Source organism: Phenylobacterium sp. (genome assembly GCF_036563385.1).
Lineage (GTDB): Bacteria > Pseudomonadota > Alphaproteobacteria > Caulobacterales > Caulobacteraceae > Phenylobacterium.
In genome coordinates, this window is record NZ_DATCML010000008.1 from 251,134 (window position 1) to 264,149 (window position 13,016).

Genomic DNA, 13,016 nt, shown 5'->3' on the forward strand with positions numbered 1-13,016 from the left:
AGCGTCAGGCCAGCAGACGCGCGAGCACCTTGGACCAGCTGAGCTCCCGGCGCTCCCACTCCGCCTTGGCCGCGGCGCCGCGCTCCCGGGCCGCCCCGGGCGACGCGAGGCTCGCGAGCCCGGCTGCGAGCCCCTCGGCCGTCGGGGGCGCGATGGCGCCAGTGGCCTCCGAGACGATCTCCAGCAGCCCGCCGGAGTCTTCGGTGGTGAGCACCGGCTTTCCGCAGGCGAAGGCCTCCATGGTGACGTAACCCAGGGAGTCCTCGTCGAACGGAAGGTAGGCGCAGGCGCGGGCCCGCCGCGTGAGTTCGGCGATCTCCTCACGGGGCCGCAGGCCGAGGCGCAGCTCGACCCGGCCGGCAAGGTCCAGCGCCGCCACCTGCCGGCGCAGGTGATCCGCGTAGGCCTCCGTTTCCGGAGGGCCTGCGATCACCAGCCGCACGTCTGGGGGCGTCTGCGCCATGGCTTCCACCAGCAGGTGCTGCCGCTTTCCCGGCGCCACGCGGCCGCCCGCGAAGATGTAGCCGTCATCAGTCTCGGGGTAGAAGAGCGCCTCGTCGTTCAACGGCGGATAAAGAACTTCGCTTCCGAAGCCATTGTACCGGCGCAGACGCTCCTGGGTGACTGGGGAGTTGACATAGATCGCCCGACACTCCCGGAAGCAGCTGTCGTCGGCCCGCCGGATCGCCGTCTTGATGCGCCGCTGGTCGGGCGTGTCCCCGAGACCCTGGCCGGCGTCAGCAAGATCGTAGGCCTGCCGGAACTGGTGCAGCAGCCAGAGCACCTTGTTGTGGTGCGGAACGAGATAGGCGGGGAACTTCAGCGCGATGACCCGGTCGACGTTCGTCAGCCGCAGGCCGCGGTGGATAAGGATCTCCTCGATCAGCCGCTCCGAAGGCTCCCATCGGAAAGGCAGGCGCATCAGCTCGGCCGCGACCCCGGGGGTGGCGTTCAGTCGCGCGGTGAGCGCTTCGGCAAGGAATTCGGCGCCCCCCTTGATGAAGGGCGCGGCGTTGTTGACCACCAGGACCTTCATCCGGTGAGCGCCTCCACGACGCGGTCCCAATCGATCCGGAGTTCGCGCACGCGCTCGCCGTTGGCCTCGCCCAGCCGGCGCGCAAGCCGGCGGTCCTGCCAGAGTTCGTCGAAGGCCGCGGCGAGAGCCACCGGCTCCGGCGGGAGCACGAGCCCGTTGCGGCGGTCGTCCACCAGCTCGAGAACCCCGCCGGAGTCGGTGGTGGTGAGCACGGCCTTACGAGCATGCGCCGCTTCCAGGGAAGGGTAGCCGTAGGAGTCCTCGTCAATGGGCAGATAGGCGACCGCCAGGGCGTTGGCGAGCCGGTCAGCCTTGTCGTCTTCGCTGATCCAGGCGTCCTCGAAGATCACCCGGTCCTCGACGCCGAGCTCGCGCAGCCGGCTACGGACCTCGGCCGCGTAGGCGGCGCTCGACGCTTTGCCGCAGAGCCGCAGGCGGACGGGGGTGCGCACATGGGCCATGGCCTCGATGGCGAGCATCTGCCGCTTGTGCGGCTCCACGCGCGAAACCAGCACGATTTCGTCGCCATAGTCCTCATGGATGAACCGTTCGGGACGCCACAGCGGGGGGTAGAGCGGCTCGGAGGCGACCCCGTTGAACCGCTCCATCCTTTCTGAGACGACCCGCGAGTTTGTGAACACCCGGCGCGCCTCGCGGAGCGCCGCCGTGTCGAAGCTCATCAGCCTTCGCCGGCTCGCCGCCTGCCGAGGATGCTGCGGCCCCGTTCCGTAGCCCTGGTCCCACAGATCGTAGAAGACCCGAATGTGATGGATGAACCAGAGCACCTTGTTCGGGTGCTGAAGCACATGGGACGGCGGTCGGAACGCGATCAGCCGGTCGCAGCTCTGCGACAGGTCCATCAGGCGGTAGGCGGCCATCTGGCCGAGCACATCGTCCGGCTCGTCGACGAAGGGGAGGTAAAAGCGCTCCACCTCGTGCCCGTGGGCGCGCAGCATCTCCTCCGTCCACTCGACGATGAAGCGGGCGCCGCCATTGACGTGCGGCACGAACGAAGAGGCCAGGACGATCCGCATGCTCAGCCGGAGACGGCCTCGGCCAAGGCCGCGCAGACCCGCTGGATGTCGCCATCGCTCAGCAGGGCGTGGGTCGGCAGGTTGATGCCCCGCGCGGCGCAGCGCTCTGCGTTCGGGAAACCGTCGCCGGCCAGCGGCTGGTACGGCGGTAGAATGTGCATAGGGTAGAACACCGGACGCGTCTCGACGCCGGCGCGATCAAGCCGGGCCATCACCTCGTCGCGAGAGACCTCCACCTCCTCGCCGAGCAGGACCGTGTACATCCAGTAGACGTGCTTCGCCCAGGGCTCCTCCACGGGCAGAACCAGCCGGTTCCCGAGGGGCGCCAGCCCCGCGTTGTACGCGGCCGCCACCTCGCGCCGCCGCTCCAGGTGGTGGTGGATGCGTTCCAGTTGGCCGAGGCCGATGGCCGCGGCGACGTTGGTCATGCGGTAATTGTAGCCCACCACCTCAAACCAGTAACGCCGGTTCGGATCCATGCCCTGGCCGCGGTAGAGGCGGAGCCGCGCCGCCAACTCATCATCGTTTGTGGTGACCATCCCGCCTTCGCCGGTCGTGATGATCTTGTTGCCGAAGAAGCTGAAGGTGGCGCAGGTCCCCAGGGCTCCGGCCATCTGGCCGCGGTACTGCGCGCCTGCGGCCTCGGCGGCGTCCTCGAGGATCAAGAGGCCGTGCATGTCGGCGAGCGCGCGCAGGGGCGCCATGTCCACGGGGTGTCCGTAGAGGTGGACGGGGATGATCACCTTCGTGCGCGAGGTGATGCGGGCCGCCACCGCCTCGACGTCGAGGTTAAGCGTCCGCGGGTCGCAGTCGGCGAGGACGGGCGTCGCCCCGCAGTAGGTCACCGCATTCGCCGTGGCGATATAGGTGAGGGTCGGGATGATCACCTCGTCGCCTGGCCCGACGCCCAGAGCTACGAGAGCCAGATGCAGGGCTGTGGTGCCGTTGTTGGTGGCGATGGCGTGCTTGACGCCGCAGAAGTCGGCGAACCGGGTCTCGAACTCGCCGATGAACCGCCCCGCAGAGGAAATCCAGGTCGAGTCCAGGCACTCCAGGACGTACTCGCGCTCCCGCCCGTCGAGCAGCGGCGCAGCCACCGGAATGCGCGGCGCGGCGGTCTCATTCTGCAAGGTCTTCGCTCCTGATGTCGTTCCTTGTACGCGCGACTCGCGCGGGCGCCCCATAGGCGACGGCCAGGTCGGGTATGTCGCGCACCACGGCGGCGCCGGCCCCCACGATCGCCCACCGCCCGACCCCCACCTGGGGTATGGCGGAGACGCCCGCCCCCAGGAAGGCCCCAAGGCCGACCCGGACCCCGCCCGCCAGCGCGCACCCCGGCCCCACGTGGACGGCTTCGTCGAGCCTGCAGTCGTGGTCCACCACCGCGCCCGTGTTGACGATGGCGAGCGGCCCGACCGTGGCTTCGGCGTTGATGACGGCGCCCGCCATCACGACCACACCGGGTGCAAGCCGGGCGGTCGGCGAGATCGCGGCCCGTGGATGGATCGCCTGGGCCAGCTCCAAGCCAGCCGCCTGCGCCCGGGCGGCCAGCCGCCGTCGCAGGCTGTTGTCGCCCACCGTCACGATGGCATGGGTGACCCCCTCTGTGCGCAGCCGGGGCAGCACGTCATCGCCACCGAGCACCGGCGCGCCGAGGAGGGATCGGGCGGCGGCGCCTGGCTCCAGGACCCCCGCCACCTCGTACAGGCCCGCCGCCCGAAGAGTCTCCAGGACCACCTTGGCGTGCGGCCCGCCCCCCATCAGCACGAGCCGGCTCACAGCGGCCGTTCCCCCGACGCGATGCGGCCGCGCCAATCCTCCAGGACCCGCTGCAAAGTGTCCTGCCAGGGCGTGGCCGGCGACCAGCCGAGCTCGCGCCGCGCCAGGCCGGCGTCCCCGCAGGCGCTCGCCACGTCGACCGCCCGCACCGGGCCGGCCTTGGCGATCTCGAAGGACAGCGGGCTGAGCCTAGCCATGCCTTCCGCGACGCTCTGGATCGTCCGGGCCACGCCGGAGCCGATATTGTAGACCGCTCCGGAACGCCAGGCCCTCGGTCGCCGCACAGCCAGCAAATAGGCCCGGCAGGCGTCTTCCACATCGAGGAAGTCGCGCGCGACCTCGGGCGCGGCAAGCTCGATCTTCGCCGGCCGCAATCCAGCCTCGGCCGCGGCGATCTGTGCCCCGATATAGGAGACCACCAGGTGGGGCGGCTGGCCGGGGCCGGTGTGGTTAAACGGGCGAAAGCGCAGGACGCGTTGGCCGCGCGCCGCCCTTTCCCCCAAGGCGAGATCGGCGGCCGCCTTGGTGGCGGCATAGAGATTGGCGGGCGCCATCGGCGTACGTTCGTCCACCGGACCCTGCGCGTCCTGCGCGGCCAGACCGTACACATCGGCTGTGGAGACGTGGATCAGCGCGCTGTCGGGCGCGTGCGCCTGCAGCGCATCGGCGACCGCGAGCGCCCCAAACAGGTTGACCCGCCAGGTCAGGGCTTCGTCCCGTGCGGCAAGCGCAGGGTGGGTCACCCCGGCGAGGTGGATGCAGACGTCGGGGCGCGTCGTCCGGATCACCTCGGCCACCGAGGCCGGATCGGTGAGATCTATGGGCAGCAGCCCCTGGGCGCCGTCCGCGGCGGACCCGGCGGCATGGATCTCCGCCTCCGGCAGGGCCCGCCGCAGGGCGGGAGCGAGGTGCCGCCCAACAAAGCCGGAAGCGCCGGTCACCAGCACGCTGCGGGGCGCTGCGTCCCGCATCAGCCCTGCGTGCGGCGCGCCAGGTCGGCGTCCACCATCTCGTGGATCATTTCCTCAAGGGTGACTGTCGCCTCCCAGCCAAGCGCCGCCTTCGCCTTGCTTGCGTCGCCGATCAGCAGGTCGACCTCGGCCGGGCGGAACAGCGCCGGATCGATCACCAGATGGTCCTCGACGTTCAGGCCCACATAGGAGAAGGCGATCTCACACATCTGGCGCACGGTGACGGTGCGGCCCGTGGCGATCACATAGTCGTCCGGGGTTTCCTGCTGCAGCATCAGCCACATGGCGCGCACGTAATCGCGTGCGTGACCCCAGTCCCGTTTGGCCTCGATGTTCCCAAGTCGCAGCTTGTCAAGCTGTCCAAGCTTGATCCGCGCCACGGCGTCGGTGACTTTGCGCGTGACAAACTCGATGCCGCGCAGCGGGCTCTCGTGGTTGAACAGGATGCCGGCCGAGGCATGCAGGCCGAAGCTCTCCCGATAGTTCACCGTCGCCCAGTGCGCGTAGAGCTTGGCCACGGCGTAGGGCGAGCGCGGGTAGAAGGGCGTCGCCTCGCTCTGCACGGCGTGCTGCACCAGGCCGAACATCTCCGAGGAGGAAGCCTGATAGAAGCGGGCGGAGGGCGCCTCCATGCGGATCGCTTCGAGCACGTGGACGGCGCCCAGCCCGGTCACTGTGCCGGTGAGCAGGGGCTGGTCCCAAGATGACTTCACGAAGCTCTGGGCCGCCAGGTTGTAGACCTCGTCCGGCTGGACCTGGCGCACGATCCTCATGAGCGAGGAGACGTCGGTCATGTTGCCGTCGACCAGGCGGACGTCATCGATGATCCCAAGCCAGCGCAGCCGGTCGCCGATGACGTCGGCCGAGGCCGATCGGCGCATCAGCCCATGGACCTCGTAGCCCTTCTCCAGGAGGAGCTGCGCCAAGTACGCGCCGTCCTGACCGGTGACGCCGGTGATCAGTGCCGTCTTGCTCATCTGCCTTCTCGTCCAGGGCGGCGCCGAATCATTCGGCAGGTCCGGAGCCGCTGCCTATTCCTCCCGGCCCGAAAGGCGAAGCGCATTCGTGAGCGGCTGGAAGATGTACTCCAGCACGGTGCGCTCACCCGTGGGAACGATGACCTCGGCTGGCAGGCCCGCCTGGAGCTTGCCATGGAGTTCGTCCGGCAGCTCCTGCTGCGCGACGTGGATCACGCCCAAGAAGTACGGGGCCTTGGTCGCCTCATCCACCAAGCGGTCGCCCGATATGGACTGGATCGTGCCGTTGATCAGCGGCAGCCGCCGCGAGTGGAACGACGGGAAGCGAACCTCGGTCTTCATCCCAGCATGCACATTGTCCACGTCGGTAGGCGAGAACTGGGCGTGAATCACGAGCTCCTCGCGATCAGGGGCGATATCGACAATCGGCTCGCCGGGTCGGATGACGGCCCCGACCGTGCTGACGCGGACGCTTTGCGCGACGCCGCTCACGGGCGCCACGATGCGAATCCGCCGGACGGTGTCCTGGGCGACCACAAACCGCTCCTGGCTTTCGCCGAGCTTCGTCCGCACGTCGGCCAGGTCGCCGCTGGCTTCCTCGTAGAATTGTCGCTTGATCTGCGACATCTGGAGGTTCGCCTCGCCGATCGCCTTCTGCGCCTTCGCACGATCGGCGATCAGGCGGCCGATCCGCCCCTGCACGCCGGCTCGCTCGCGCTGGATGGCGAGGAGGCGCGGCTTCGGCACCAGCTCCCGCTCGTACAGCTCCTTGAGACCGGCGATCTCCTCTTGCAGGTAGGCGCTCTGCTCGCGAAGGCTTGCGATTTCTTGGTCGATGCCATTGATCTCGCTGCGGTATTGATCAAGCCTCGCCGTGAGGATCGAGATCTGGCCTTGGAGGGCGGAGCGCCGCTCGGTGAAAATCCGACTCTCGTCGGCAAGCGTGGAGCTCACGAGCGGGTCAGCGGTCTGCCGCATGAGATCGGCGGGATAGCTCGGCGCCGGCAGGTTGTCCCGTTCGGCCAGCAGACGCGCCTCCTGGGCCTGCAGGCGCACCGTCTGGGTCCGCATGATGTCGTAGCTGGCCCGCGCCTGGGTCGGATCCAGTTCGTAGAGCACCTGCCCCGCCTGCACCCGCTGGCCCTCGGTGACATGAATGGCCCGCACGATCCCGCCCTCGAGATGCTGCAATGTCTTGCGGCTGCTTTCCACCGAAACCAGACCGGGCGCGATAACGGCGCTGTCGAGCGGCGCGAAGGCCGCCCATAGCCCGAGCAGGCCGAAGGTGCCGAGGATGATCGCGTAGCCCATCCGGGACACCCGACGGTGGTCGAGCCCCTTCGGTGAGGGCGGCGGCCCGTCCGGCAGCTTCTGGATGCGTTCGCGGAGCTGGTTCGTGAGGTTGGTCAGTGACATGTCAACTCGTTCGCTGCGCCGCCTGCGGTGCGATGCTCGGGGCGGGACCCATCAGTTGGCGAAGGACCTCGTCCCGCGGCCCATGCAGCGCCACCGTGCCTGCCTGCATGACCAGGATGCTGTCGGCGGCGCTGAGCAGGTTCATCTTGTGGGTGACGAACACCACCGTGGAGCCGGCCGCCTTCAGCTTACCCACAGATTCAATGAGCGCCGCCTCGCCGGCCGCGTCGAGGCTGGCGTTCGGCTCGTCCAGCACGATCAACGCGGGCTGCTTGTAGACCGCGCGGGCGAGGGCGATCCGCTGGCGTTGGCCGCCCGAGAGGGCGGCGCCGCCTTCGCCGATCTGGGTCTCGTACCCATGCGGGAGCGCTTGGATCAGTTCGTGGCAACCCGCTAGCTGGGCCGCGGTGACCACCGCCTCCGGATCCACGTCGCCGAAGCGCGAAATGTTGTCGGCCACGGAGCCGGAGAACAGCTCGACGTCCTGCGGCAGATAGCCCACGTGTCGGCCAAGCTGCCGGGGATCCCAGTGCTTCATGTCGGAGCCGTCGAGCCGGATCGCGCCCTGTACGGTGGGCCAAACCCCCACCAGGCCGCGGACCAGGGTGGACTTGCCCGCCGCGCTCGGGCCGACGATGCCGATCGCGCGGCCCGGCTCCACCCGGAAGCTGGTGTTGAAAAGCGACGGCTTGGCGGCGCCGGGCGGAATGATCGCCGCCGATTCGACGGAGAGAAGTCCCTTCGGCGGAGGTAGCGGCATGGCCTCGCTCAGCCTTGGCTGGTCTCGGAAGAGCGCCTGCAGCCGGTCCCAGGCGCTACGCGACTGAATGAAGGGCTTCCACTGGCCGACGGCGCCTTCGATGGGCGCTAGCGCGCGGCCGACCAGGATCGAGGCGCCGATCATCGCGCCGGGCGAGATGCTGCCCTTGATGGCGAGGTACGCGCCGCCGCCGAGGATGAGCGTCTGCACCACCTGTCGAAACACCTTGATGGCCGCCATCACGCCGCCGCCTCGGTCGCTGGCGGCGGCCTGGTACGAGATGAGTTCGTCCCGCCGCAGCTGCCAGCGGTTCTGCAGGCCGCCCCACATCCCCATGGCCTTCATCACTTCGGCGTTCCGCAGGGTGGCGGTCGCGTAGTTCTGCGCCGCGATGGCGGCGGTCGTCGCCCGCTGGATCGAAGTGCGCGTGACGTAGTCGTTGGCGACCGCCAGGCCAAGCATGATCAGGCCGCTGATGATCGCGAGCACGCCGAAGAAGGGGTGCAGGAGGAAGGAGATGACCACGAAAATCGGGACCCACGGGGCGTCGCAGAAGGCGATCAGACCCGCCCCCGTGGTGAACTCCCGCACCGTGTCGACGTCGCGGAACGCTTGTACGCTCTGCGGCTGGTTTTGCAGGCTCTGGCGCAGCACAGACTCGAATGTGGTGCCTCGGAGGTGTTCGTCGAAACGAACGCCTCCCCGCACCAGCACCTGCGTCCTCAGCGCCTCCAGGAAGCCGTAAACGAGGAACAGGAACACCGCCACAAGGGTGATCACGAGCAGGGTGAAGGTGTTCCGGCTCGATAGCACCCGATCGTACACCTGCATCATGTAGATCGGGCTGACCAGCGCTAGGATGTTGATGAACATCGAGAACACGATCGCGCTGAGGATCGCCGGGCGCGCCGACTTCAGCGCCTCGTCGAGCGGGGTCGGGTCCTGCACGGGTTTCCTGGCCATGGTCGCCTTCTCGTCGGGGCGCGGCTGCTAGCCGCAACCTATGGCCTTAGTGTGGCCGGTGCGGAGGATTTCGCTTCTCGCCGTAGGGGACGGGAAGCGCAGAAGCGCGCCGGATAGACCCGTTATCGCGCGCGGACAAGCGGCCTTACGCCGCGCCCGCTCATTGCAGAGACGCCGTTGGGTCACACGGCTTGGAAGACGTAGTTGATGTAGTCGCCTTTCCGGACCTCGTCCACCACCTCAAACCCTGTGCGTTCGGCGAGCACGCGCGCCGAACGTCCGAGCAGGAACAGGGTGTGGAACCGGGTATGGGCGTAACTGTACTCGTAACACGGTGAGGCGTGCGCCATCCGCCCGCCGTCGCGCAAGATCCGGCGGAAGTCGCGGAACTGCGCCAGCGGCTCCCGGAAATGTTCGATGACGTTGTTGGAGAAGATGCCGTCGAAGCGCGCGCTGATCTCTTCGCGCCGGGCCACCACGTGCGGACTGGTGGCCTGCGCGCTAGGCTCGTAGCCCCAGACGTCCCAGCCTTCCGCCCGCAGATGGTCGACCGTCCGGCTCCAGCCGCCGCCACAGCCCCAATCCAGGTAGAGGCGGCCGGGCTCCGGCCGCAGGCTGTGGAAGGTGCGGATCTCGTCCTCGGTGAGGTCGGCTTCGGAATACCGCGCGTAGAGCATCTCGTACTCGCGGGCCATGAACGCCTCGTCCACGTCCAGCACCTTCTGCGGCCCGAAGACGCAGCCACAGCGTGGGCAGCAGTAGCGTTCCAGCCGGCCGCCTCCAAAGACGCAATGGTCCTCCAGCACCTCCCAATCCCGGTGCGGCGCCTCACGCTCGCAGACGATACAGCGAAGCCGCCGCTGGGGCAGGTGCGCCGCGTAGGCTACGTCGAGCGCACGCCAGAAGGCGGCGCTGAAATGCGTCTCGGCCCGCTCGCTCGCGCGTTCGAGCCTCGCTAGGCGGGCTGCAAGGTCCAGATCGGCGTCGGTCAACTTACCCGGCTCCCCGTTCTCTGCTGCCCTGCTGCCTCGCGAGCTGGGCGCGCGCTTAGGCGGAGGTATAGACATACTCCGGCCGCCCATAGACCCCGATCAGATCGACTCCCGCGGTGTTGTTCAGTCCGAGATCCGTGAGAAAGGCCTCGTTGGCGCGGGCGTAAAGCCCGACATCCGCCTTTGCCGCTTCCGCGAGCAGCCAGCCGACCATCGCAGCCTTGGCGCCGATCCCCTCGGGTCCGTCCTGCCCATAGTGCGCAAAGTATGCCGCGCGCGTCATGGCGGTGTTGTTGAACTGCAGCACCGGGTCCAACAGGGCGTGGACGAATTCATCGGAGGGGCGGGCGCCGAAGATCTCCGCGTAGGCGACGCGGGTGGCCTCGAACAGGCTCTGGCCGCCGTAGCGCTCCGCAAACGCGCGGGAGCCCTCGCCAAGCTTGCCCAGGTTGACTGCGAAGTTGATGTAACGGTTCTCGAGATTGAAGCTCTGGTAATAGGCGGAGTTGAGGCTGTTCGGGTTCGGCCCGTCGGACGAGACGAGGTAATCCAGGCCGGCGAGGGTAGGCACGCCGCCCGTGAAGAACGCATAGGCGAGCGTCGCCACGGAGGTGGTGGCGTCCGCCGCGTCCGCCATTCGCGCCAGAGCGTCGACACGTGACAGCAGTCCGTTGCCCACGTCCAGCGCAACGTCGAACCCTCCAGAATGGTCCGCCCGGAGCACGCGCCCGTAAGCGCTCTGGGTTACGCCGTCCACCCGCGACAGATCGAGCGTGGCGTCGGCGAACTGCAAGGCCTCGAAGTTGAAGAGTACATCTCGCCCGTCGGCGGAGGGCGTTCTCAAGTCCAGCACGCTCACGCCGGGCCCGCCGGACGTCACTCGATAGCTGGCGCGCAGCCCGGAGAAGGCGGCGGTGTCGCGCCCGCTTCCGCCGTCAAACAGGTCGAGGCCGCCGAGCCCGGTCACCCAGTCGTCGCCCGCCCCCAGCCGGAAGGTTTCCCCGGCCGATGAGCCGGTGAGCGTATCGGCGCCGCCAAAGAGCGACTGGAGGAAGGCGGCGGTGTCCCCCGCCAAGACGGTCGTGAAAACCTGCGCTCCCGCTAGCGAAAGGCCTGCGACGGAAAGGACGGTCAACCCCTGGAACTTGACGGAGTACCCGTTCACAGACCCGCCAACGATCTGGGACCCGCTCTGCTGGAACCCCTGGCCCGAGAACTCATGGGCCCAGCCGTCCGCCGCGACAATCCGGACGAGGGCGCCGTTCTCCAGGCTCGCTTGACGGCCGGCCAGTGGCGCGAGGTCCAGTTCGTCAAGATCGAAGCCGCCTCCGAAGGCGCCCAGTGAGATGGTGGCCATATGGATCGTCTCCGCATCGGCCCGGCGCCGGACCCTGCTCAGGCTTGCCGCGCATCCCCGGGGGCCGCAAGCCGTGCCGCGCGGGATGCGCCACAGGGCCGCGGCCGGGCGTTCCCTGCCGGGCAAAAAACGACCGGCGCCCGCCGGGTCAGCGAAGCGCCCGCAGCGAACGCGTGAAAAAACAACGGCCTGCGGATGGTACGGCGATTGCTCCCCGCTCTCCGTGGCGGCTTGGCCAGTGCGGCAGGCTGCAAAGACGGGGAAGAACAATGAGCATCAATTCCGCCATGATGGCGGGCGTGTCGGGCCTGGTGGCCAATTCCTCCGCCCTGGCCGCGATCTCGGACAACATCGCCAACGTCAACACGGTGGCTTACAAGCGCAACCAGGTGAATTTTTCGAGCATCGTCACTGCTCAGATGGAAGGCCGCTACTCGGCCGGCGGGGTGCGCGGGGTGACCCGTCAATTCGTCAGTCAGCAGGGTCTTGTCCAGAGCTCCGGTTCGGCCACCGACCTGGCGATCAGCGGCGAGGGCTTCTTCATCACGACGCAGAAGCCCAACGAGCTCAGCGGCAGCGATACGCGGCTCTTCACCCGGGCCGGATCCTTCAGCATGGACGCCGAGGGCAATCTGGTGAACGACGCCGGCCTCTATCTGCAGGGGTGGCGGGTCGAGCCGAACGGGACGTTCGACGTGAACCCGTCCGATCTCAATCGCTTGCAGACGATCAATGTGCGAGGGCTGGGCTCCGCCGTCTCCCCAACCACGCGCATCCAGGTCAGCGCCAATCTGGACAAGGACACCACGATTTCGGACGCGGTCACCAATGGCACCTATGCGGCGACCGCCGGCGCCAGCATGTCCGACTTCGCCGATGATGCGACCACCGGCACGGAGCCGGACTTCACGGTGCAGGTCAACGTGGTGGATTCGCTGGGCAGCACGCGCAGCCTGACCATGGCCTTTCTGCGGAACGATGACCCGCTACAGCCCAACACCTGGCACGCGGAGATCTATGGGGATCCGGGCGAGATCGACAACGGCGGGGGGGCTCCCGGTCAGCTGGCGGCGGGGCTGATTGCGTTCGGCACCGACGGGAGCATCGACCTGTCGAGAACGACCCTCTTCGGTGCGCCTGGCGATCCGGCGGAGCTCGTTCTGGACGCCTCCGGCGGCACGGCCCCCAAATGGGACGACGCACTCGGCGTGGCGGCCCAGACCCTGCAGTTGGACCTGACCAAGTTCACCCAGTACGCCCAGCCGTCCAACGTTCGGACGGTGAACTCCAATGGCGCCGGCGTCGGCAACGTGGTCGGTGTGCAGGTGTCGGCGGAAGGGGTCGTCTCGGCCATCTTCGACAACAGCCAGGTCCGAGAGATCGCAAAGGTGGCGATCGCCACCTTCCCGAACGTGGACGGCCTCACCGGGGTGAGCGGCAACGCCTACCGCGCGTCTGCGGACGCGGGTCAGCTCGTGATCAAGGAGCCGGGACTCGGGGCCGGTCGGATCGCGCCGTCCAGTCTCGAGGCCTCCACTGTCGACCTCTCGGCCGAGTTCACCGGCCTTATCACGACCCAGAAAGCCTATTCGGCCTCATCCAAGATCATCACAACTGCAGACCGGATGCTGGAGGAATTGATCAACGTCATCCGCTAGGGTGGCGCGACTTGGCCGCGGCGAGCGCCTGATGGCGCTCCCGCGGCCTAAATCGGAACGAGACAAGGGCGGC

Annotated in this window: 11 protein-coding genes; 1 reads left to right on the forward strand and 10 read right to left on the reverse strand. The window is 68.2% G+C overall.

Annotated elements, in window-relative coordinates; genetic code table 11:
• Nucleotides 1-4: 4 nt before the first annotated feature.
• From VIL67_RS07895 to VIL67_RS07940, 10 genes are all read right to left on the reverse strand, one after another.
• Entirely contained in the window at nt 5-1,036 is a 1,032-nt protein-coding gene (locus tag VIL67_RS07895) for a glycosyltransferase family 4 protein (protein ID WP_332048327.1), read from the reverse strand.
• Complete coding sequence (locus VIL67_RS07900) at nt 1,033-2,070, reverse strand: glycosyltransferase family 4 protein (protein ID WP_332048328.1); 1,038 nt, start codon at nt 2,068-2,070, stop codon at nt 1,033-1,035. Before VIL67_RS07900 ends, VIL67_RS07895 begins: the two co-directional genes overlap by 4 nt.
• Before the next feature lie 2 nt (nt 2,071-2,072).
• On the reverse strand, nt 2,073-3,200 hold the full coding sequence (locus VIL67_RS07905; protein WP_332048329.1) for a DegT/DnrJ/EryC1/StrS family aminotransferase: 1,128 nt from the start codon (nt 3,198-3,200) through the stop codon (nt 2,073-2,075).
• Entirely contained in the window at nt 3,190-3,849 is a 660-nt protein-coding gene (locus tag VIL67_RS07910; RefSeq protein WP_332048330.1) for an acetyltransferase, read from the reverse strand. The genes VIL67_RS07905 and VIL67_RS07910 overlap by 11 nt, the downstream gene beginning before the upstream one ends.
• Nucleotides 3,846-4,820, reverse strand: coding sequence for an NAD-dependent epimerase/dehydratase family protein (locus tag VIL67_RS07915; RefSeq protein ID WP_332048331.1), 975 nt, complete (start codon nt 4,818-4,820; stop codon nt 3,846-3,848). The genes VIL67_RS07910 and VIL67_RS07915 overlap by 4 nt, the downstream gene beginning before the upstream one ends.
• On the reverse strand, nt 4,820-5,797 hold the full coding sequence (gene gmd / locus VIL67_RS07920) for a GDP-mannose 4,6-dehydratase (RefSeq protein WP_332048332.1): 978 nt from the start codon (nt 5,795-5,797) through the stop codon (nt 4,820-4,822). The genes VIL67_RS07915 and gmd overlap by 1 nt, the downstream gene beginning before the upstream one ends.
• Nucleotides 5,798-5,851: 54 nt before the next feature.
• Nucleotides 5,852-7,213 (reverse strand): HlyD family type I secretion periplasmic adaptor subunit, encoded by a 1,362-nt coding sequence (locus VIL67_RS07925; RefSeq protein ID WP_332048333.1) that lies wholly within the window; start codon nt 7,211-7,213, stop codon nt 5,852-5,854.
• Nucleotide 7,214: 1 nt separating this feature from the next.
• Nucleotides 7,215-8,936 carry a type I secretion system permease/ATPase gene (locus tag VIL67_RS07930; RefSeq protein WP_332048334.1) on the reverse strand — a complete coding sequence of 574 codons (1,722 nt, stop codon included), beginning with the start codon at nt 8,934-8,936 and terminating at the stop codon, nt 7,215-7,217.
• A 182-nt stretch (nt 8,937-9,118) separates the two neighbouring features.
• Nucleotides 9,119-9,928, reverse strand: coding sequence for a class I SAM-dependent methyltransferase (locus VIL67_RS07935; protein ID WP_332048335.1), 810 nt, complete (start codon nt 9,926-9,928; stop codon nt 9,119-9,121).
• A 55-nt stretch (nt 9,929-9,983) separates the two neighbouring features.
• Nucleotides 9,984-11,285 carry a hypothetical protein gene (locus tag VIL67_RS07940; protein WP_332048336.1) on the reverse strand — a complete coding sequence of 434 codons (1,302 nt, stop codon included), beginning with the start codon at nt 11,283-11,285 and terminating at the stop codon, nt 9,984-9,986.
• Between the two features lie 269 nt (nt 11,286-11,554).
• Between VIL67_RS07940 and VIL67_RS07945 the strand changes: the two genes are divergently transcribed.
• On the forward strand, nt 11,555-12,943 hold the full coding sequence (locus tag VIL67_RS07945; RefSeq protein WP_332048337.1) for a flagellar hook protein FlgE: 1,389 nt from the start codon (nt 11,555-11,557) through the stop codon (nt 12,941-12,943).
• The last annotated feature ends 73 nt before the right edge of the window (nt 12,944-13,016 follow it).